The sequence below is a fragment of the Paenibacillus sp. LHD-117 genome, assembly GCF_030929555.1.
Taxonomy (GTDB): domain Bacteria; phylum Bacillota; class Bacilli; order Paenibacillales; family Paenibacillaceae; genus Pristimantibacillus.
Genome location: NZ_JAVFVT010000033.1, coordinates 24,234 through 45,344, shown reverse-complemented (window position 1 = coordinate 45,344; position 21,111 = coordinate 24,234). Strand labels below are relative to the sequence as shown.

Sequence of the window (21,111 nt, the reverse complement as noted above, 5' to 3'; positions counted from 1 at the left end):
CTATTGAGAACAATCTTACACCTCGAGCGCTTACCGAAACATGTCGCTTCTTAAGCTGCTGCTGTTTTTCCTATTCTTGCTACTTGTCAAGCGATATTTCGGCTAGCAAAAATATGAAACTCTTTCTCCATATCGACTTATAAATTTCGCCAATTAGCGGAATGGTAATGAAGTGAAATTATAGACAATGACACCCATGGGGGATTACAAAAAATGGGAATGAATCTGGAAAAAATGCGGGAGCACGCCCACAAGCTCGCTCTGGAGCATGATCCCAGTGGCAAAAGGATCTCTTCGGCAGCGCTGTGGAACCGAATGGAGGAAGATATACGGGAGCTTCGCGCATATATCGCCGAATTAAATGACGGGAACGCTGTCTGCGGACAACCTGCAGATGAGTGGCTCCTCGACCATTCCGAGTTTCTCGAAGCCGAGCTTGGAGAAATCCAAGAAGCGCTGACGGAGTTGCCAGCCAAGCGGCTGCCGACGCTGGGAGCAGGCGCCAGAACTCGGACGGCTTCCCTCTGCGAATCTTATCTGGAATACGTTGACGGAGTGCTGGACGAAAGTTTGTTCGCCGATTATCTGGACGCTTATCAGGAGATCTCCGTCCTTACGGCGGCAGAAGCTTGGTCTCTGCCGCTCTTCCTCAAGATGGAGCTCATTCGCAGGCTGTCTTCTATCGTGGAGCCGCTTCAGGAACGACGCGCGGTCTGCGCTCAGGTGGACAGAATGCTGGCGGGCATATCCGCTTCCGAATTGACACCTGAGACGTTCAAAGCCGCCCTTGACGCGGAACGCTTGGAGCTGCCTCTCTCCGGAGCAATGATCGTCCATCTGATCAAACATTTGCGTGAACATGCGGAAGATACCGCCCATGTCGGGGAATGGCTGGTCTGCAAGCTGGAGAACTCGCCTGAAGATCTGGACTCCATCCTTTCATACGAATACAGACTGCAAGCCGAGTACCAAGTCAGCGCCGGCAATGTCATAAGCAGCTTAAGGAAGCTCTCCCGCTGGGACTTCAGCGAGCTCTTCGAGCGCATCAGCATCATTGAACGGACGCTTCGTACCGAACATGCGGGGGATTATCCCCGGCTGGACGGCGGAAGCCGCCACACGCTGCGCTATCGCGTTGAGCTCCTCGCCCGCAGGATGGCCGTGCCGGAGAATCTGGTAGCGTCAGAAGCCGTAAGACTGGCCAATGAGGCCAGCTCGGTTCATGAAGCGGAGGCTGCCGTGGAGTCTGAGGCGATGCAGCTGCCGCCAAGACAATGCTTCGCTGCCTATTATTTGCTAGACTCACGCGGAATGCGGCTGCTTCAGGCTGCTCTCAAGCTATGCGGCAAGACCGGCGCCCTGCCGCAGGCAGGCTTCAAGCGGCGTGCTTCGGGCTTATACATGCAGCTCATCGCGCTAGGCACTTTGACCGCGCTGGCCGCTTCTCTAGCGATCACCGTCGGCGGCTTGGATGCGCCCGTTACTGCCGGCAGTCTGGCGCTTGCCATCGCGGTGCTTCTCATTCCCGCCAGCGAGTGGGCGGTAACAGCCGTGCATTGGCTGATCGAACGCGTCACCAGACCCGATCGGCTGCTTCGCTACGACTTCTCTAAGGGTGTGCCGGCAGACGCGGCCACGATGGTTGTCATCCCCGTCATTTGGAGTCGGGTAGACCATATTGCGGCAACGCTGGACAGGCTGGAGCTGCACTATCTGGCCAACCGGGAACCTCATGTACGCTTCGGCATATTAAGCGATCTCCAGGACGCCGAGACGGAGAAGCTGCCGGAGGATGACGAGCTGATTCGCGCCGCTGAATCGGGTATCGAGCGGCTCAATCGGGAATACCCCGACGCCTCCTTCCATCTCTTCCACCGCAAGAGATTGTGGAACCCGTCGGAACGGACATGGATGGGCTGGGAACGCAAGCGAGGCAAGCTGGAGGAATTCACCAAGCTGCTGAGAGGCGACCGGCATACCAGCTTCGATGCCGTAACTGGCGACGAAAGTCAGCTAGGCGATATTAAGTACGTCATCACGCTCGATGGAGATACGAGACTCCCGCTGGAAAGCGCGCGCCGCATGATCGGCGCGATTCACTTGCCCTATAACCGAGCGCGTCTCGATGAAAGCGGCCAGAAGGTCGTTGAAGGCTACGGGGTGCTTCAGCCGCGGATCGGAATGACGTACGAGAGCGCGCGCAAGTCCAGATTGACGGCGTTGTTCGCCTCGGAGCCTGGGCTCGACCCTTACGCCTTTGCAGTGTCGGACCCTTATCAGGACGCCATCGGTCAAGGCATCTTCACGGGCAAAGGCATATTTGACGTGAATGTCTTCCACTGCGTGCTGGGGGGACGAATCCCGGAGAACGCAGTGCTCAGCCACGACCTGCTGGAAGGCGGCTTCCTCCGGGCGGGCCTGCTGTCGGATATCGAGCTGATCGACGATCATCCGCCGACGTTCCTATCGCAGCAGAAGAGGCTCCATCGCTGGACGCGAGGAGATTGGCAGCTGCTGCCGTGGCTTGCCAAGTCTGCGCGCAACGCTCGCGGAAAGCGCATCCCGACCGTCTTGTCGCTCATGACGCGCTGGCAGATTGCCGACAATATGCGCCGAAGCTTGTTGCAGCCCGCGTTGCTGGCTATGCTGCTGCTTGCGGGATCGCTCCCCGGTTCGGCCATGGCATGGTATGTCATCATGCTGCTAACGATGCTGCTTCCGGTATTTCGCGCGCTGCTGGCCGTCTCGCACTGGATTCGCCGTCCTTCCTCTCTATTGCGAACAGCCGCCCATGTCTGCCTCACCCTTCTGACGCTCCCCTTCCAAAGCGCCATGCTGCTCGACGCCATTATGCGGACACTGTATCGGCTGCTGTTGTCAAGGCGCCGGCTGCTGGAATGGACGAACCAGGCTGAGGTCGAGAGGCTTGCGGACAGCAAGGGAGCGCCGCCCCTGTCGGGACTGCCTGGAGGCTATCTGTTAACCGCGCTCCTGGCGGCAAGCGTTCTTCTGATGCCTGGGATATCGACAGCAGTAACGACGATCGGACTCGTTCTGGCTTTGCTATGGTGTGTTGCTCCGCTTGCAGTGAAATGGCTTGATAGGTCCCCCGAGCGAGTCGAATCCGAATTCTCTCAGGAACAGCGTGAGGAGCTTCACAAGCTAGCTGGCGACATTTGGTCCTTCTATGAGGATTACGTGACGGAGAGGAACAATTGGCTTCCGCCGGACAATGTCCAGTTTGAACCGGACCGAGGCGTCGCCCACCGTACATCCCCTACCAATATCGGGATGTACGCGCTGTGCGCGGTCGCAGCCAGAGACTTCGGCTTTATCGATACGGCGGGGCTCGTGGAACGTCTGGATCGGACGATCGAGACAATAGAACGATTGGAGAAGTGGGAAGGCCATCTCTACAATTGGTACGATACCGAATCTCTTGCTCCCCTCCTGCCCGTGTATGTCTCGACGGTCGATTCCGGCAATCTGGTCGCCTCGCTTATAGCGGTCAAGGAAGGCCTGCTGGAGTGGATGCGAGTCGACTGGGGCGGCAGCGCCGGCAGTACCCGTGAAGACGGGCCGAACCGCTACGGAGGCGGCCGCTTCGAGGTCGCGTTCGCCGACGAGCTTGGTTCGCGAGGCGGTTCAGAGCTTATGAACCGCGGCAATCGCTTGTTGGGCCGCATCGACGCGCTGGTGCGGAATCCCGACTTCCGTCCGCTTCACGATTCGCGAAGCAACCTGTTCTCGCTCGGCTATCACGTCGCCAGGCGCGAGCGCGACGAGGTGTTGTATGACCTGCTGGCTTCAGAAGCGCGGCAAGCGAGCTTCGTCGCCATCGCCATGGGACAGGTGCCCGTCTCGCATTGGAACGCGCTTGGCAGGACGATGACCAAGGTTGCCGGCAAGCCCGCCTTGCTCTCCTGGTCCGGCACGATGTTCGAATATATGATGCCTTGGCTGCTTATGCGCACCTATCGGAATACCGTCTGGGACAGTACCTACAAGGCCGTGGTCGACCGTCAGATTCAATACGCCAGAGAGCGGCGCGTACCGTTCGGCATCTCCGAGTCGGGTTACTACGCATTCGATCATCAATTGAACTATCAATACCGCGCATTCGGCGTACCGGGACTAGGCTTCAAGCGCGGGCTGGAGCAGGATCTCGTCCTCGCTCCGTACGCTACGATTATGGCCCTTCCTTACGCGCGCGTCGAAGGGATGAACGCGCTTAATCAGATGGAGAAGATGGGAGGACGCGGCCGATACGGCTATTATGAAGCGCTGGACTTCACTTCCCGCCGGCTGAAGCAAGACGGCAAGCATGCCGTCATTCAGAGCTTCATGGCGCATCATCAAGGCATGAGCATGCTCACCTTGGCCAACCTGCTATTGCCTCATTCCATGATTGACCGCTTTCACCGGAACAAGGAGGTGCGCGCCGCCGAACTGCTGCTGCAAGAGCGGATCCCGGTGCGTACCAAGTTGATTCGCCATCCCGCGCTGCATCGGCTGCAGGAGGAGCGCGAGAAGAACGAGCCGACGACTGAAGCGGTTCGCGAGTTCACCTCGCCGCATACGGCCACGCCGGAGGCATGCCTATTATCCAACGGACGCTTCAGTACCGTCATAACGGCAAGCGGCAGCGGCTACAGCAGCTACGAAGGCCTGTCGGTATCGCGCTGGAGAGAGGATCCTGTGCGGGATTCTTGGGGCTCCTTCATCTATATTCGAGATGTCTCGACAGGCAGCTTATGGTCCCCCTCCTTCCAGCCAAGCCGCATTGAAACTCAGCATCTGCGCGTCCGGTTCGAGCCTGACAAAGCGACATTCGAACAAAGCTTCGATGACGTGTCGGCTCGCATGGAAATATGCGTGTCGCCTGAGAGCGATGCGGAGATCCGGCGCATTACGCTGACGAACAACAGCAACGAGCCCAAGCTGCTGGAAGTGACCACCTTCGTGGAGCTCGCCCTGGCGAATCCCATCGCGGATGATGCCCACACTGCGTTCAGCAAGCTGTTCATTCGTACAGCATATGAAGAGCGCAGCGGCTGTCTCGTTGCCAGCCGCCGCACGCGCGAGGCGAAGGATCAAGCGCTATGGGCAGCCCACTCCCTCTCCGCGGAAGGAGCGACGGTCGGCGGGCTGGAGTTCGAGACCGATCGTGCGGCATTCATTGGACGCGGCTACCGCCTAGAGGAGCCTCAGAGCATTCGGTCTCGCCTCAAGGGGAAAACAGGCTCCGTCGCCGATCCCGCATTCGTCATGCGCAGGCGAGTAGGGATTGAACCGGGACGTCAAGCCGTTCTCTACGCGGTTACCTCTGTGGCTTCGACCAGAGAAGTCGCGTTGGAGGCGGCAGCGAGCCTGACGAAGCCGCAGGCCGTGGAGCGAGCCTTCCAGCTCGCATGGACTCGCAGCCGCATCGAGCTCCGCAGCCTCGGTCTGGAGCTGGCGGACGCCTTCGTCTTCCAGCGGCTAGCAGCTCAGGTGCTCTATACGCCTCCCCTCAGCGGCGACCGAAGCTTGCGGATAGAAGCGAATGTCAAAGGGCAGCCAGGGCTGTGGGCGTTCGGCATCTCTGGCGACAGACCGCTCGTCGCCGCGGAGATCGACAACCGCAGTCGGATGCCCTTCATCATGAAGCTGCTGGCGGGACATGAATATTTGCGCAGACTCGGCATTCGCTTCGACCTTGCTCTCCTCAATGGATCAGAGGAAGGTTATGAACAGGAACTGCAGGATGCGCTCAGCCGAGCTGTGGAGCATGGCATAGACCGATTCGGAGCTGGTCATGGCAGCATTGTGGTCATCCCGGCCATGCAGCTGTCGGCAGACAATCTGACGCTTATTCTTGCCGTCGCTCGATTGACATTGAGGGCGAACGGACCGTCCTTGGCTGTCCAGTTGAAGCTGCTTCGGCGCAGCGGCGAGGCGGGCGAAGGGGTGCGGGGACTGAAGCGAGCAGCGGAGCGTGGACCGAGCAGGAAGGCTCGCGCCGGCACAGCAGCAGCCGAAAATACGGAGCATGCGCTTCTCCGGACTCCCGAAGACCATTCACGGAATCTTGTGGGGACATCCGGCAGCGTCTCCCTCAATCCCCGGGACGTCTTGTTCTACAACGGATGGGGCGGATTCACGCCGGACGGCAAGCAATACAAGCTCTTGATCAAAGGCGGTAATCATCTTCCCGCTCCATGGATCAATGTGTTGTCCAATCCAGGCTTCGGAGCCATCGTATCGGAGCTTGGCACGGGTTATACATTCTGGCGCAACAGCCGGGAGTGCAAGCTGACTCCGTGGTCGAACGATCCTGTGCTCGACCCGCCCGGCGAGCTCGGTTTCCTAAGAGACGAAGATACAGGACAAGCGTGGGCGCTGACGCCATCAGCCGGAGAGGATCCAGCGCCGTATCTCGTCACGCATGGCCTTGGCAGCACCGTCTTCGAGCATGTTCGCGGGGGCATCCGTCATGAGCTCTCGATGTTCGTGCCAATGGAGGATCCCGTCAAAATCATGCGCCTCAAGCTGCGAAACGATTCCGGAGCGGCTAGGAAGTTGTCGGTTACGTATTACGCGGAATGGGTGATCGGCGTGCAGCGACAGAGCAACGCCTCCTTCATCTCCAGCGAATGGGACGAGGATGCCGAAATCTTGACTGCGCAGAACCGCTATCAGGAAATTTTCCGGGAAGCGACTCCTTTCCTAGGCGTCTTCACGGAACAGGGCGATGACGACGATCAGGAAGTGTCTTGGACATCCGATCAGCTCGGCTTCATCGGTCGCAACGGCAGCGTGCTCCAGCCAGCCGCACTGTCACGCACCCGACTGGATAAGCAAGCCGGAGTTCACTACGCCAGCTGCGGAGCCGTTCAGCGCAAGCTGATCCTGCAGGCAGGCGAGAAGACAGAGGTGATTGTATTGCTTGGATGCGGCACCTCCCGTAATCACGCCGCCGAGCTCGCCAGGCGCTACGCCATCGCCAGCAGTTGTGACGAAGCTTGGCAGGAGACTTCGCGATATTGGGAGGAGACGCTTGGCCAGATCGTCGTCGACACGCCTTCCCAGGAGACAAACATTCTGCTGAACGGCTGGCTGCTGTATCAATCGCTCGCTTGCAGGATGTGGGCGCGCACGGCCTTCTATCAAGCGGGCGGCGCTTTCGGCTTCCGGGACCAGCTGCAGGATTCCCTCGCCATTCTCCACACCAGACCGGAGCTGACAAGAAAACAAATTCTGCTCAGCGCGTCCCACCAGTACGAGGAAGGAGACGTGCAGCACTGGTGGCATGAGGAGACAAGCCGCGGCATCCGCACCTTGTTCTCGGACGATCTGCTCTGGCTGCCGTACACCGTCAGCCGATACATCGAGCATACGGGAGACGCTTCGATTCTGGACGAGATTGCCCCTTACATTACAAGCGACACATTAAGGGAAGGCGAGCACGAACGCTACGAGGAGACAATCCGATCGCAACATAGCGGAACCGTCTACGAGCATTGCATGAGAGCCGTTGACAAATCATTGTCGCGGATCGGCGAGCATGGCTTGCCTCATATCGGCGTCGGCGACTGGAACGACGGTATGAATCTTGTCGGCGACGAAGGCCGCGGCGAAAGCGTCTGGCTGGGCTGGTTTCTGTGCGAAGTGCTGCGCCGGCTTGAGCCGTTGTGCTTAATGCGCGGGGATGAAGCGCGAGGTGAGCAATATTTGCGCGAACGGAACCAGCTTGCAGACGCCATCCATAAGCATGGCTGGGATGGACAATGGTACCGTAGAGCATTCACGGACGCAGGCGCCTGGCTCGGCTCGCTCTATAATGAGGAATGCCGAATAGACGCCATCGCGCAGTCCTGGTCCGTCATCTCCGGCGCTGCGCCCGAGGATCGGGCGCTGCAAGCGATGCAGTCATTCGACCGCGAGCTGGTCGATCGCGAGATGGCTGTCGCGAGGCTGCTGACGCCGCCGTTCGACCGGACCGAGCCGAGTCCCGGCTATATCCAGGGGTATCCGCCGGGCATTCGCGAGAACGGCGCGCAGTATACGCACGGCGTCATCTGGAGCATCGTCGCTTGGAGCAAGCTAGGCCGCGGCGACAAGGCTTTCGAGCTGTTCCGCATGCTGAATCCCATCAACCATACGCGAACCGACCGCGAGGTACGAACCTACTATGGCGAGCCATACGTCATGGCCGCAGATGTGTACACGGCCGAGCCGCATCAGGGACATGCGGGCTGGACCTGGTATACCGGCGCATCCAGCTGGATGTATCAGAGCGGCATCGAATGGATTCTCGGCATTCGCAAGCAAGGCGACAAGCTGATCTTGAATCCATGCGTGCCTTCCGACTGGCCTGGCTTCAAGGTTGCCTACCGGTTCGGCGGGACACGTTACCTGCTGGATTTCAGACGCGAGTATGACGAAGTCGCTTCATTCGAGCTTGAAGCCGGGCCCGAATCCTTTATGAAGCTGGAAGACAATGGCGGCGAACGCGTCGTCTCGATCAAGCTGACATAAGTTTCCCTGCTGAAAGAACTGTATGCCGTTGAGGCCCCTGAAAAGTGCAAGAAGCGGAATAAAACAGAGAAGCAGCCCCCAAAGGTCATAAACCTGAAGGGGCTGCTTCTGCGATTGGGTGCTTATCCATTAGACGGAGCCGAACTTTTTGTCGCCGCGAGGCTGGTCGCCGCGGTCATCCGGTTCGAGGGTGATGCCGATCGAATCAAAGGTCAGGCTGCTTGACGCGATCGGCATTGCCAATACGCCGATGCCCTTCTCGTCAACGCGGAAGGTGCCTGCGCTCCTTTTCTGACCATCCTGCAGCAGCCACACCTGATAAGCTTGCGAGTCGACCGTAGCCTGCGCTCCGAATACATAGACGATGAACTGCTTACTTTGTCCGTTGTTGACGATGCAGGCGACGCCATAGGCACGGGCGGGCTCCGAATCCTCTGCTTTCAGCGAAACCAATTGTTCGATTTGCGCTGCGGGAATGTTTAAGGCTTGCTCTATAGGAAGCGGAGCCGCCATCCGTTCCCGGTACAAGCCATAATTCCAGACAGAGCCTACGATAAAAATAAGCGCGGCAGCAGCGACGAATGCTCGGGTCATCCGACGCTTCGCAGAGGACCGTCTGCTTGCTGGCTTCCGATTCCCGTCCGCGGCTAGTGCGGCATCCATCACTTGTTTCTTCAAATCCTTCGGCGGTTCGATTCGTTCCATATGATCCGGGAACGCCTCCCATACAAGACGAAGCTCTTCGATGTCAGCTCGGCAGTCGGCGCAGTCAGGAAGATGGCGCTCGAATGCTCGTTTATCTTCGTCAGAGCATACGCCGGATATATAATCCAGGCACATGTCGCAGACTTGTGTTTGCCCATTGTCACGCATCATGTTCCCTCCCCTTCCGCCAGAAGATGTCTTCGTAATATTTTTAATGTCTGATGCAGACGGTTCTTGACCGTTCCGAGCGGCTGATTATAGATCGTTGCCAGTTCGCTTAAGCTGAAGCCCTGCCAATAAAAATGTTCAAGAAGCATAATTTGCTGCTTGGACAAATGCCGGTAAGCGCTGCGAATGTTCTCCCTCTGCGTACCTTTCATGGCGCTTTCTTCCGGGGATACCGCGAATTCATCCGGTATTCGCTCCAACTGCTCCGGCTCGAGAGGGACAAGCCCCGCATTTTCCCGCCTTTCCTTCCGCTGCCAGTCAATCGTCAAGTTGCGGGTTATCGTCAGCAGCCAGCTGGAGAACCGGCCCTTGTCGGGATTGTAGTCCGATTCGGTCGTCCATAGCCGCATGAACACCGATTGGACGGTATCTCTGGCCGCCTGCTCATCCTTCAGCGCTTTCATGGCAAAGGAATAGATAAGTGTCGCATATCGGTCATATAAAATAGCGAGCGCTTTATGTTGTTTTTTCTTGATGAGCAGCATAAGCTCATAATCGGATAGATCCCGCATACCAGTCGGCCTCCAGAACAGGCTTAAATAAATCTCATCTTACTAAAATAAAGGGAAACCGTAAACGGTTTCCCTCAGCTCGATTATTCGGCTTCGACGATGATCGTCCCCTTCATCCCCGGATGCGGCAGGCAATAATACGAAAATTCGCCCTCTTCGGTGAAGGAAATTACCTTGGACTCATCCAGGTCGAGAGATCCGGTATCGAAGGTTTTGTCATCAGCGGTAGCGGTGTGGCCGATTTGATCCTTATTCATAAACTTGACGCTGTCCCCGGGTTTGACGGTCAGCTCTGCTGGCGAGTAGGCAAAATCGACAATTTCCACGATATGCACCTGTCCTTCCGGCTTAGCGGATGGCGTTTCCTTCGCCGGCTGTGTTGCCGAAGGCTTCGGCTTCGGGGTTGCCGTTTGCTTAGGCGGCGCCTCTGTATTTTTTGCGCCGGCATCATTGCCGGATGAATGTCCGCCCTCATGCGCATTGCCGGAAGGCTTGGCTGTCGGCGAAGCCGTTTTATCCGGTGTGGGAGAATCAGTAGGCGCGATTGTCGCTTCCTGCGTTTCTGCCGGCGTCGGCTCCGAAGAAATAACGGGAGATGCCGAAGCCGTATTCGCTTGCTGCTCTTCAGGCGCATTCGATCCGCAAGCTGACAAGATGACGAGACAGGACAAGCCAAGGAGGAGAAGCGTGAATACCCGAGTCTGTCTTCGCATATAGGACCTCCAATTATTTCACGATGATTTGACCGGTCATAAATTTCGCATGCGGCTCGCAGTAATAATTGTACGTTCCGGCTTTATCCAGTTTAATCGTAAAAGATTCTCCTTTGGCGAGCAGCGGGGTTTCGAAGGCGCCGTCCAGCGCGACAGCGTTATGCTTCATATCGTCGAAATTCGTGAAGATGATTTGGGATCCGGCTTCAACCGTCAGCGGCTCCGTTCCGAACGAAAATTCTTTAATATCGATGCGGTATGTTTTGACCTGCGGCGCGGTCGTTCCGGTAAATTTGGCCGGGTCGACGACGAACCACACGTCGTTTACATTTTGGCCCAGTATATCGCCGCGCTTCGTGTCCTTGACGAAATAATACAGCGGATACCCTTTGTACGTCGTTTGTTTGGACCCGTCGGGGCGAGTGATGGAGCCGATATCGGAAGCCGGCAATGTCGATATGGCGCTTGCTCCAGCTGCCTCGTAGGCCGGCCAGTTTGCAAGGCATGTCCCTTCGCACACGCTCGTTTGCGGCGTATCTTTATCAAAGTAGTACAGCGTGCGTCCTTGATCGTCCGTCAAGTAATTACCTAGCTCCACGGAGGTGCCGAGCATAACGGCATAGTCGGATTTGGCCACGAACCATACCCCGCCGACAGCTTCGCCTAGCGTATCGCCTGCTGCCGCATCTTTTACAAAGTAGTACAAAGGCCAGCCTTTGTAGGCCGTTTGCTTGGTTCCGTCGGAGCGCGTGAGCACCGAGAAGTCGTCCGGATTCAATTGACCCGGAATTTGGAGATTCTCTGCGTAAAATACGGGCCAGTTCACGAGACATTGACCTTGGCAGGAATTCGGGTCCTCGGCATCCTTCGTGAAGAAATAAAGCGCACGCCCATTCTGGTCGGTGAAGTACGTCCCCACCTTGTCGCTCTTTGCAAGCCGAATTTGATCGTCGGGCAGCGCGGCGGTTTCCGCGATTACGCCTCTCTCCTGCAATTCTGCGAACAGCGATGTTCCGCCGGACGTAGCAACGTTCAGCGCTTCGACGAGCGCTGTTGCGATATGGGCATTCGTCAGGGATGCCGTGCCCGCAATTTGCTGCAAACCCTTCTCCCCGGCGAACGTCTCCGTCTCCGCATAGAGGAAGTTTTTCTCCGATTTGTAACCCGCGATCTCGAGCAGTACCTTGTACAATTGTTTGGAGCTTATGCCTGCAAGCGGATCGAATTTGCCGTTGCCGATGCCGGACCAGCCGAGCTCCGGATGGTTTTTCAGGTAGGCGAGAATAGCCTGATTGGTTTTGCTGACCTTGTTTGCGTCAGAGAAATTGCCGGTGCCGGTGTAGGCCATGGCTTCATCCAGCAGGCCTTGTAGTCGAAGAGATATGATGGCGGCTTGCATTCTGTTTGATTTTTTGGCTAAGTACGTTTCGTTCACGCCATTCCCGTCGCCCAGCAGCAGGCCAAGCTCTGCGGCGGTTTCGGCATCGGTCTTCACGGTTCTTGCAGTCTGTTCCTCGGCTGATGCGCCCAATGCGAGAATGAAGCTCAAACATAGGACGATGGCAGAGAAAGCGAGCATTATTTTTTTGGCTTTCATAAATCATTACCTCCTTCGTATTTTGCGTTTCCATTGGAGGTAACGAACGAGCCGTCAAATCGGTTTGATCGTCGGGGCAATTTATTTTGAGATGACCGTCATTTGACCGCCTTCCGATCTTGTTTTCCCTTACGGCGCTCATTATAATTCGGGTTATAACCAAGATCCCGTGGTATTCACGCAGACGAAAGCGAGGATTTTAAAAGTGAAAGAAAATCAAAAAAACAAATGGGCCAAAATAAGAGCTAAAGGAAAAAGAAATTATATTATTGTAAATGGAATTTTGGGATGGGGGATTCCTACTGCAATTTTATTTACATTACTGACATCATACTTGGATAATGATGCAATTATTTTCAACAAAGAACTTATGAATTCGCTTTTTACTTCATTAATCATTTTTTCGATTGTTGGAATACCATTTGGATTTTGGACTTGGAATTGGATGGAAAGAATCTACAACAAAAATAATGTGGAATAAGTGGGGAAACCAATGAAAAGAAGCGTCGTCTCGCTTGTCGTCCTCATCCTACTATCTATTGTTTTTATTTCGTATCTCATCGTTCATAATCAATCAAGCAAGATCAATTACGAACAAACGACTTTCGAGGAATTAACCCCCCAGGTGCAACAAACCATTAAACAGCTTATTGAACCGAATATCTATTTTATTCAGGATGATAACCATGTAATTCTCTATTCGAATCTAAGCAAATCAGGCATGTATACGTATCCTGTAGCCGAGATTAGAAAAGATAAAGGAAAACTGTTAGTGGAAATAACAAGCGACATGAGGCTGTCGATTTAATGTGGACAACACGTGTCGACTCCAATCGTCGTGGTAGTGGCCACGAGTCGTGTGTTAGATTCTGTAACGGTTGTCAGTGAGGCTAAATGCGTCTTTTGGGCTGGTTTGAAATTATAACGGTTGTGGTGGAGCTTATTTGGCACTAAAACGGCATAATGGGGCTGATTTCGATGAAATAAGCTCGCTGGCAACCCTTACAATTTTGGGAATGGCGTTTAAGACGAAATAAGCGCACTGGCAACCGTTAGAAGCGGGTGGAAAGCCCCCACTTACCAACCTGAATTCCCATCAAGCAGAAAATCAAATTGTTCACAATGAATCGACAGCCTCGACATGGCGGTTAGCGACGAAGAAGTAAAAGAGGAGCTGATCGTGAAGATTGGCATAGACGAGCTTCCCTCGAAAATAGAAGCCTCGTTTTTGGATCAAAACATAACCGAATATAAAATAATTGAACTAAATTAAAGCAGGTGAACGATATGAACAACGAATACAAAGCCGTTTTAAGAATGCCGACTCTAGCCGAATATGAAACCGTTTGTTGCGCTGTTGGCTGGAGAGACTTCATGAACTTTGACGTTGCGGAAGAATCATTAAAGCAATCGTTATTTGGTGTGGTTATCCTATTGGATGATGAAATCGTTGGTATGGGCAGAGTAATTGGGGACGGAAAAATCTACTTCTATATTCAAGACGTAGCCGTTGTTCCTTCGCATCAAAATAAGGGGATTGGAAATTTAATCATGATTGAAATCACTAATTTCTTAAAGAGCAACGCACCGGAAAAATCATTTATTGGATTGTTTTCATCCAGCGGGAAAGAGTCATTTTATAATCGATTCGGTTTCAATAAGCATGAAGGAATGACCGGCATGTTCGGCGTCGTTCATGAAAGTCAAATAACGTGAGCAGAAAAGCAAGAACCCGCCCTAAGGTTGACCGCCGAAGGTGGGTTCTTATTTCATTATGCTATCCAAATGATACGCCACGGTCCGCGTAATCTCATCGGGCGTCACCTTCCGCGCGCGCATCACGCCGTGAACGACGAGTCCGTCCACCAAGGCGTGCAGCCGCATCGCTTCGAGGCCCGCGTCGAGGCCCGGCTTCGCCAGCTTCAAATGGATGAGGGCGTCTACGATTTCGCGAAACAAATGGTATAACGCGTCGTGCACCTCTTCGCTTAAAGCGCGCAAGCTCGGATATGCAAGCGTGCTTCCGATGAACGCGAGCCACACTTCGCATTCGGCCAGACGTTCCTCGTCGAGCGGCACCAACTCCCGTATGATGGCCTCGATATCCTGTCGCAGATCCTCGCTCCTTACGCGGTTCCGTATTCTCTTCTCTACACGCTCGGAAACAAGCCGCATGGAGAAAGCAAGCAGCTCGGATTGCGTGACGAAATAATGTCGCAGCGAACCGAGGGACATCCCCGCTTCTTCCGCGACGCTACGCACGGATACTCCTTCCAATCCTTCCCGGCGTATCACGCGCCAAGCCGCTTCCGCGAGTTGTTCCCTGCGTTGATCATGATTCACGATTTTTGGCATGTCCTTAGTGTATCATGGATTGCTTTTTTAATACAGTTGTGCGAAAATGAAATCAACGATTTTTATAGTACAGTTGTATTATTAAAAATGGAATCACGAAAGGAACGACGCTGATGATTACCGCTTTTATTATTGGGTGCGAGATCGGGTTTTGGGTACTCGTGCTCGCCGGACTTGCATGTCGCTACTTGCTTCGCCAAAAGACGCTGGGAGCAACGCTGCTCATCCTGACGCCGATTGTCGATTTGATCCTGATCATTGCCACGGTCCTCGACCTGCGAGGCGGAGCGACCGCCACGCCGATCCACGGCCTCTCGGCCATCTATATCGGCGTGTCCATCGCCTACGGCCACAAAATGATTGCATGGGCTGACGCACGGTTCGCTCACCGGTTCGCGGGCGGGCCTGCTCCGACTCCGAAGCCCAAACACGGAGCCGAACATGCCGCTTACGAACGGCGCATGTGGTTCCATCACTTGCTCGCTTGGACGATCGGCTGCCTTGTGCTGCTAGGCATGATCTGGTATGTCGACGACGCCGGACGGACGGAGAACCTGCTCGGCACGCTCCGGCTATGGTCGCTGGTTGTCGGTCTCGATTTCCTGTATAGCTTCAGCTTCAGCCTGTGGCCTAAAAAGGCGAAACAACAACTCTAGCGATCTTGATCTCCCTAAAAATATCCACTATTTACTTAAATATTCCTGCGACAGTATAATGCATAATAGGTGATTATTCGACATCACAACCTATTCCAACTAGAGTCAGGAGATTTGAATTTGAAAAGAACACTATGTTTGGTAATCTCTTTGCTGCTGCTAGTAAGCGGAGCATCCGTTTCCGCAGCGGCTCCGTCAGTGCCCGGCATCGCTGTTACCATCGACGGAAAGAAACAATCCTTCTCGTCCGCGCCAGTCATGAAGAACGGTTCGGTCATGGTGCCATTCCGCAATCTTTTCGAAGCGCTCGGGGCAACCATTCAATATGATCCGGCAACCAAGACGATTACGGCAACCAAAGATCAGACGACCGTTATTTTGCAAATCGGCTCCAAGAATGCCAAGATTGACGGGGAAGACACGGTCATGGCCCAAACGCCTTTTGTAGAGAAGGGCGTCACCTATGTATCGGCGCGTTTCGTGAGCGAATCGCTCGGGGGCATGGTCGAATGGGATTCCGTTTCCAGAACGGTTATCGTGAAAACGGCGAAAGCCGTTGAAGGCGATCTTAAGAAAGTGATTGCCCGGTCCGATGTGACGCCAGAGCAATTAAAACCTTTGTTGAATCCTCAAAATAGCGATTACGCGTTACTCTTGGCTCTTCAATACAATCGTTCTAATGCGATTATCGACGTTATTATCGCTGCTGGCTCCGCTTCCGACTTTACTTTGATGAACGCGATCTCCCATCGCCATAAATACGCGGTCGAGGCTCTGTTGAAGTTAGGGGTTTCGCCGAATGCCACGCTTCTAAAGGATATGCCGTTGCTGTTCAGTACGGAGAATTGGAAAGTGTCCGCATTCGATGCGGCTGGCAACAGCGTTAAAGTCGATAAGCCGGTAGATCTCGAAATCGTTCAATTGCTGCTCGATTACGGAGCCGAGAAGACGCCGGATATTCTGGCCAATGCCGTGAAGTACTCCTTTTTTAATCATGAAGTCGTATTATTTCTATTAGAAAGCGGATTTGACCCCAATGCTATCGTATTCCAACGGGTATTCGTATCCGGAACGAATATTCAATTCTATGACTTATCGTTAGATGATACGATCCGCGAAAAACATGGCGAACACTACGTTCCTATTCTCGTCACCGCAAGCGAAGTGGCGAGCTGGAATCCGGATATGGTGGCCATGAAGAACGTGGCGGCGCTTGTAGAACACGGTGCCGATCTCAGCGTGTTATCGCAAGATTTGCTTGATCGCCTGTTATACCTTGCAAAGTGGAGAGAACTTGACGAGCTTGTTCAGGCATTGCAAGCGGCTGGAGCTAAAGCGTCTTAGCAGAACAGCCAAGGAGCAAACCATCGAGCGATAAATCATATCGGGAAAAGGAAGCCGGTCCGAAGGGCAGTCAAATGCCCTTCGGACCGGTCTTTTTCCTAACTTAATTGCCTTATTCCAAGTATCGCCTTTACATTCGTAAGGAGCTTCCGCCCGCCGGCTTCCCCCCAGCCTCTCGATTCCACTGCGCGACGACGATTCCCGCGATGATCAGACCAACACCGAGCCATTGCGGCCCGGACACCCGCTCAGCGAATATCGTCCATGCCATGAAGACCGATACCGGCAGCTGCGCCGATCCCAGCACGGTAGTCAGTCCGGTGCTGATCGGCGGCGTGCCGAACATCAGGCACAGCGTCGGCACCAGCATGCCCAGAAGAGCAAGCAATCCGGCCAACGGCCAAAACCCGCCCCATGCCGCCCCCTTAAAAAGGTCAACAGGCGGATAAAGCAACAAAATGAATGCCAATCCCCCCGTCGCGATGATCGGTCCGCGCAGCCAGGAGCTCACTTCCATCGCGACTTTCCCGCTTGTGTAGAGCGTCCCCGCGTATGAGAATGCTGCTCCAAGGCCCAGCAATACCCCTGCAGGCGAAATCTGGAGGAGCTTTCCGTGGAACACATCGGCGGCGAACAAAGCCCCTACGATTGAGATCGCAATGGAAACGAGCGTTTGACCATTCGGCGCAACGCGCCGAAAGATCCACTCATACAACACGCCGATCCAGACGAATTGAAACAGCAGAACAACGGCGATGGAAGCCGGCACGAACTGAATGGCCGCATTGTAGAACGCGCTTGTCATCCCCATAAGCGTGCCGACCGCAAGCAGCTTCAAGATCGCCCGAGACGATGGCTTCTGCCAATGCCGATGCTTCCATATGGCCGTTCCCCAAAGCAGAATCGTGCCGAAGATGAACTGAACGCCATTGATTTGACCCACATGCAGTCCGCCCGCAAGCCCCAGCTTCGTTAAGGTCGCAAGCAGTCCGTAGCATACGGATGCGATGACAACCAGCAATACCGCATACCTCTGAGCCACCAATATCCCCCTCCTATCCAAAACAAAAGACAGGATTTCCGCCGCGAGCGTACGGAACCCTGCCTTCCGGTTCAAAGCTTATCCATCTTAAAATCAGAGTTAGCCGTCTAGCCCGTTCCTCGGCAGATCGGTCGGCAGCGCAGCAGGTTGCATGCAGCCGCTTTCGACAGTGTAGTGCATGCCCCGCTCCGAGGAGATGTGGATGCCGTGCATCAGCTCGAGTACATGATAGGCCATCTCGCCGTTCGCGCGATGCTCTCTTCCATTGATGATCGCGTAAGCCATATCCATAAGGCCCAGTCCGCGGCTGTTCTCCGTGAAGCCGTGCGTCAGCGGCACTTCCATGAACTCGGTTTGGTTATGCCGTTTCACGTAGACCGGTCCGTCGAACGTATTCGGATCGGGAACGATTAAAGTACCTTTCGAACCGTAAATTTCCATGTGCGGCAGCTTCGATCCCCAGACGTCGAAGCTCGTAATGATGGTGCCAACCGCCCCGTTCTCGAAGTCGAGCGTGCCCGCGATATAGGTCGGAACTTCGACCGGAATTTTTTTGCCGTAGTCAATGTCGTTCGTGATCGTACGCTCCGGATATGTCATCTGAGCCGAACCCGATACGCGGCGGACCGGTCCGATCAGGTTGACCAGGGCTGTCAAATAATAAGGCCCCATGTCGAACATCGGTCCTGCGCCGACTTCGTACAGAAAACCCGGATTCGGATGCCAGCTCTCCGGTCCCGAATATAACATGAACGCGGTTGCGGCGATTGGCTTGCCGATCCAGCCGTCGTCGATCAGCTTGCGGCAGGTTTGGATGCCTCCGCCGAGGAACGTGTCCGGGGCGGAACCAACAAGCAGGTTCTTCTCCTTTGCGAGTGCCAGAATGCGCTGCCCGTCTTCCATCGTAACCGCAAGCGGCTTCTCCCCGTACGTGTGCTTGCCTGCTTCGAGTGCCCGGAGATGAATTTCCGCATGGGCGTGAGGAATCGTCAGATTCACGACGATCTCGATCTCCGGATCGGCGAGCAGCTCGTCGACCGTACACGCTTTCGGCACGCCGTACTGTTCCGCCCGCTCCTTCGCTCTCGCAAGGTCCAAATCGGCGCAAGCTGCGATTTCGATAATGTCGAATTTGCTCCCCGCTTCGAAATAAATCGGGCTGATGTTGCCGCAGCCGATGATGCCTACTTTCACTTTCCTCATGCAACTCTCTCCTCCTATCTATCCGCTTAAGCTTCGAACAGTCTTGATATGTTACGGTAACTGATTTCCACGCTTTCCAGTTGGTTGCGAGTCGTTAGATCCTGTTCGACAAAGATATACTTGGCAGCTCCGATCTCGCGAGCCGCGCCGATGATTCCCGCGATATCGAGCGAGCCCTCGCCCACTTCCGAGAACTGGTCGGCTTGCTGCAGCTCCAGGAACCGATCGAACGTAATGTCGGCGTCTTCGCCTGTCACTTCCAGCAAGTTCGCCGGTTTGGCCGTTGCCGGCAAGTCCTTCTGATGAATAAGATCGCAGCGGTCGCCAAGCTTCTTCAGGTAAGCGATCGGATCGACGCCGCCCCGTACGGCCCAATACGTATCGAATTCGACTTTGACGAGATCCTTGTCTGTATTGTTCAGAATAATGTCCATCACATATTCGCCGTCGAACTTTTGGAATTCTTGGAAATGGTTATGATAGTAGAAGTCCAGTCCGCCTTTTTTGTAAGCTTCGCCATGGCGGTTCAGCAATTCGCAGCATTCCAGCACTTCTTGCTTGTTCTTGAAGAAGGCGATGCCGAGCGCGATAGCCGTGCTGCCAAGCTCCTTGTTGTAAGCGATAATTTCCTCGTAACGGTCAAGCGGATGGATATGGCTCGATACAACCTTCATCCCCAGCGCATCCAGCCGTTTCCGAAGCTCGGTCGGGTTCGGCTCGAGGCCCGCATCCGCGTTGTGATTCGCGATCTCCAAATTGCGATAGCCGATAGCGGCAAGCTTCTCCAGCGTTCCCCAGTAATCCTTCTCCAGCTCGTCCCGTACGGAATAAAGTTGCAATCCAATTTGTAAGCTCATCGATATGACCTCCTAAAATAATTAAAAATGATTTTGAAGCTTCCTTATGCCGATGTTATCTGGATTTCATTTTGTCCCATGCAGCCTGGAACTCGCCCAGCATCGCGTCCTTGTCGATTTTGCCGGAAATGTACTTCTGCATCGACGAACCGAATTCCGGCGCCGCCCCGTCCGGGTACTTGGCCCAATGCCAGCCCAGAACCTTGTCTTCTTCAATATATTTCAGCACTTCCGCGCCGACGGCGCCGAGATCCGCGGGATCCGTCTTAATATTCGAGAACGCCGGAATGAATTTGAATTCCTTGGTCAAATACTTCTGGCCGGTTTCCGAGGAGACAAGCCAGTTCAGAAACTCCTTCGCTTCCTTCTTCACCGGAGAGTCTTTGTAGATCACCCAGTTGTTGGCAGGTCCCACAAACAATTTGTCGTTTGCCGCGCCGTCTTCGTTGATCGGCATCGGCAGGATGCCCACGTTCATTCCCGGATTCAGCTTGTCCAGCACGGGCTGCAGCCAGTTGCCGCCTTGGCTCATCGCCGCTTTGCCGGTGGCGAACAGCGTGGATTGCGTATTGTAATCCGTCGTCAACGCGTTCTTGTTGCCGTATTTGATCAAGACGTCGAACAGATTCGTCCAATCTTGGAAGACGGCGTTATCGGCGATCGTTGCCGTACCTTCGTCCAAGCCCTTGATGAAGGCGTTCGGATCCGACTGCTTCGCGAACGCGTTGTTCAAATTGTGGAAGCCCAGTCCGAACCACGTGTCGAACGTGTTGACGAACGGCTCCACGTCTGCCGCCTGGAGCTTCTGTGAAACCGCTTCGAGCTCCGACAGCGTCTTCGGCAGCTCGGTAATGCCCGCCTTGGCGAACAAGTCCTTGTTGTACAGGAAGCCTAGCCCTTCAAGTCCGACCGGCATGCCGTAAACTTTGCCGTCTCTTGTCGTCGGTTCTTTCGCGATAGCGATCTCGTGCTCCACCCAAGGCTGATCGGACAAGTCCTCCAAATATTCGACCCATGCGTCCATCTGGTTGTAACCTTCGTTGTTGAATATATCCGGCATTTCGCCCGAAGCGAAACGCGCTTTCAATTGCGTATTGTAGTCGTCTCCGCCCAAGAGGGTATCGATTTGAAGCTTGACGCCGGGATGCTCTTTTTCGTATTCTTCCTTCAGCTTGTTGAATTGCTCGGCGATCTCGACCTTGAAGTTCATAATCTTGATCGTCACTACTTCGCCCGCCGGCTTCTCCCCGCTTGCCGCGTCATTCCCAGACTCTTCATTGCCGCCGCCGCAGCCCGCCAATAAGGAGCTTGCCAGCGCCACCGCGCTAATTGCCGTTAGCCATTTTTTCATCCTGCCTTGCCTCCCCTTTATCGTTTGT

The 21,111-nt window shown here is 54.7% G+C and carries 14 protein-coding genes; 5 read left to right on the top strand and 9 right to left on the bottom strand.

What is annotated here, in order from left to right:
• Nucleotides 1–213: 213 nt before the first annotated feature.
• Nucleotides 214–8,520 (top strand): glycoside hydrolase family 94 protein, encoded by an 8,307-nt coding sequence (locus RB620_RS22515; RefSeq protein WP_308098306.1) that lies wholly within the window; start codon nucleotides 214–216, stop codon nucleotides 8,518–8,520.
• 129 nt (nucleotides 8,521–8,649) lie between these two features.
• On the opposite strand, the gene RB620_RS22510 is transcribed toward RB620_RS22515, so the two are convergent.
• From RB620_RS22510 to RB620_RS22495, 4 genes are all read right to left on the bottom strand, one after another.
• Nucleotides 8,650–9,396, bottom strand: coding sequence for an anti-sigma factor (locus RB620_RS22510; RefSeq protein WP_308098304.1), 747 nt, complete (start codon nucleotides 9,394–9,396; stop codon nucleotides 8,650–8,652).
• Nucleotides 9,393–9,965 carry a sigma-70 family RNA polymerase sigma factor gene (locus RB620_RS22505; protein WP_308098302.1) on the bottom strand — a complete coding sequence of 191 codons (573 nt, stop codon included), beginning with the start codon at nucleotides 9,963–9,965 and terminating at the stop codon, nucleotides 9,393–9,395. Before RB620_RS22505 ends, RB620_RS22510 begins: the two co-directional genes overlap by 4 nt.
• Before the next feature lie 83 nt (nucleotides 9,966–10,048).
• Complete coding sequence (locus RB620_RS22500) at nucleotides 10,049–10,678, bottom strand: cupredoxin domain-containing protein (RefSeq protein ID WP_308098300.1); 630 nt, start codon at nucleotides 10,676–10,678, stop codon at nucleotides 10,049–10,051.
• 13 nt (nucleotides 10,679–10,691) lie between these two features.
• Complete coding sequence (locus tag RB620_RS22495) at nucleotides 10,692–12,275, bottom strand: plastocyanin/azurin family copper-binding protein (protein ID WP_308098298.1); 1,584 nt, start codon at nucleotides 12,273–12,275, stop codon at nucleotides 10,692–10,694.
• Between the two features lie 205 nt (nucleotides 12,276–12,480).
• On the opposite strand from RB620_RS22495, the gene RB620_RS22490 reads away from it, so the two are divergent.
• Both RB620_RS22490 and RB620_RS22485 read left to right on the top strand, forming a co-directional pair.
• Nucleotides 12,481–12,756 (top strand): hypothetical protein, encoded by a 276-nt coding sequence (locus RB620_RS22490; RefSeq protein WP_308098296.1) that lies wholly within the window; start codon nucleotides 12,481–12,483, stop codon nucleotides 12,754–12,756.
• A gap of 806 nt (nucleotides 12,757–13,562) precedes the next feature.
• The gene (locus RB620_RS22485; protein ID WP_308098294.1) at nucleotides 13,563–13,991 is read left to right on the top strand and encodes a GNAT family N-acetyltransferase; all 429 of its coding nucleotides are present in this window, start codon (nucleotides 13,563–13,565) and stop codon (nucleotides 13,989–13,991) included.
• Nucleotides 13,992–14,039: 48 nt separating this feature from the next.
• Here the strand turns inward: RB620_RS22485 and RB620_RS22480 are convergent, their stop codons facing one another.
• Entirely contained in the window at nucleotides 14,040–14,618 is a 579-nt protein-coding gene (locus RB620_RS22480) for a TetR/AcrR family transcriptional regulator (RefSeq protein WP_308098292.1), read from the bottom strand.
• A gap of 125 nt (nucleotides 14,619–14,743) precedes the next feature.
• On the opposite strand from RB620_RS22480, the gene RB620_RS22475 reads away from it, so the two are divergent.
• Nucleotides 14,744–15,286 (top strand): hypothetical protein, encoded by a 543-nt coding sequence (locus RB620_RS22475; RefSeq protein ID WP_308098288.1) that lies wholly within the window; start codon nucleotides 14,744–14,746, stop codon nucleotides 15,284–15,286.
• 120 nt (nucleotides 15,287–15,406) lie between these two features.
• Nucleotides 15,407–16,630 (top strand): stalk domain-containing protein, encoded by a 1,224-nt coding sequence (locus RB620_RS22470; RefSeq protein WP_308098286.1) that lies wholly within the window; start codon nucleotides 15,407–15,409, stop codon nucleotides 16,628–16,630.
• A gap of 130 nt (nucleotides 16,631–16,760) precedes the next feature.
• Here RB620_RS22470 and RB620_RS22465 read toward each other — a convergent pair whose 3' ends face one another.
• The 4 genes from RB620_RS22465 to RB620_RS22450 all read right to left on the bottom strand — a co-directional run bounded on the left by RB620_RS22465 (nucleotide 16,761) and on the right by RB620_RS22450 (nucleotide 21,083).
• Nucleotides 16,761–17,672, bottom strand: a complete 912-nt coding sequence (locus RB620_RS22465) for an EamA family transporter (protein WP_308098284.1) — start codon at nucleotides 17,670–17,672, stop codon at nucleotides 16,761–16,763.
• A gap of 99 nt (nucleotides 17,673–17,771) precedes the next feature.
• Nucleotides 17,772–18,875, bottom strand: a complete 1,104-nt coding sequence (locus tag RB620_RS22460; RefSeq protein WP_308098281.1) for a Gfo/Idh/MocA family protein — start codon at nucleotides 18,873–18,875, stop codon at nucleotides 17,772–17,774.
• 26 nt (nucleotides 18,876–18,901) lie between these two features.
• A complete protein-coding gene (locus RB620_RS22455) occupies nucleotides 18,902–19,732 on the bottom strand; it encodes a sugar phosphate isomerase/epimerase family protein (RefSeq protein ID WP_308098279.1) in 831 nt (276 codons plus the stop codon).
• A gap of 55 nt (nucleotides 19,733–19,787) precedes the next feature.
• Nucleotides 19,788–21,083 (bottom strand): ABC transporter substrate-binding protein, encoded by a 1,296-nt coding sequence (locus tag RB620_RS22450; RefSeq protein ID WP_308098277.1) that lies wholly within the window; start codon nucleotides 21,081–21,083, stop codon nucleotides 19,788–19,790.
• Nucleotides 21,084–21,111 lie beyond the last annotated feature (28 nt).

Excerpts from the sequence above, each read along its gene's own strand:
- RB620_RS22485 (WP_308098294.1), top strand. The coding sequence starts at position 13,563 with ATGAACAACGAATACAAAGCCGTTTTAAGAATGCCGACTCTAGCCGAA.
- RB620_RS22515 (WP_308098306.1), top strand. The coding sequence starts at position 214 with ATGGGAATGAATCTGGAAAAAATGCGGGAGCACGCCCACAAGCTCGCT.
- RB620_RS22460 (WP_308098281.1), bottom strand. The coding sequence starts at position 18,875 with ATGAGGAAAGTGAAAGTAGGCATCATCGGCTGCGGCAACATCAGCCCG.
- RB620_RS22510 (WP_308098304.1), bottom strand. The coding sequence starts at position 9,396 with ATGATGCGTGACAATGGGCAAACACAAGTCTGCGACATGTGCCTGGAT.
- RB620_RS22495 (WP_308098298.1), bottom strand. The coding sequence starts at position 12,275 with ATGAAAGCCAAAAAAATAATGCTCGCTTTCTCTGCCATCGTCCTATGT.
- RB620_RS22450 (WP_308098277.1), bottom strand. The coding sequence starts at position 21,083 with ATGAAAAAATGGCTAACGGCAATTAGCGCGGTGGCGCTGGCAAGCTCC.
- RB620_RS22505 (WP_308098302.1), bottom strand. The coding sequence starts at position 9,965 with ATGCGGGATCTATCCGATTATGAGCTTATGCTGCTCATCAAGAAAAAA.
- RB620_RS22455 (WP_308098279.1), bottom strand. The coding sequence starts at position 19,732 with ATGAGCTTACAAATTGGATTGCAACTTTATTCCGTACGGGACGAGCTG.
- RB620_RS22500 (WP_308098300.1), bottom strand. The coding sequence starts at position 10,678 with ATGCGAAGACAGACTCGGGTATTCACGCTTCTCCTCCTTGGCTTGTCC.
- RB620_RS22475 (WP_308098288.1), top strand. The coding sequence starts at position 14,744 with ATGATTACCGCTTTTATTATTGGGTGCGAGATCGGGTTTTGGGTACTC.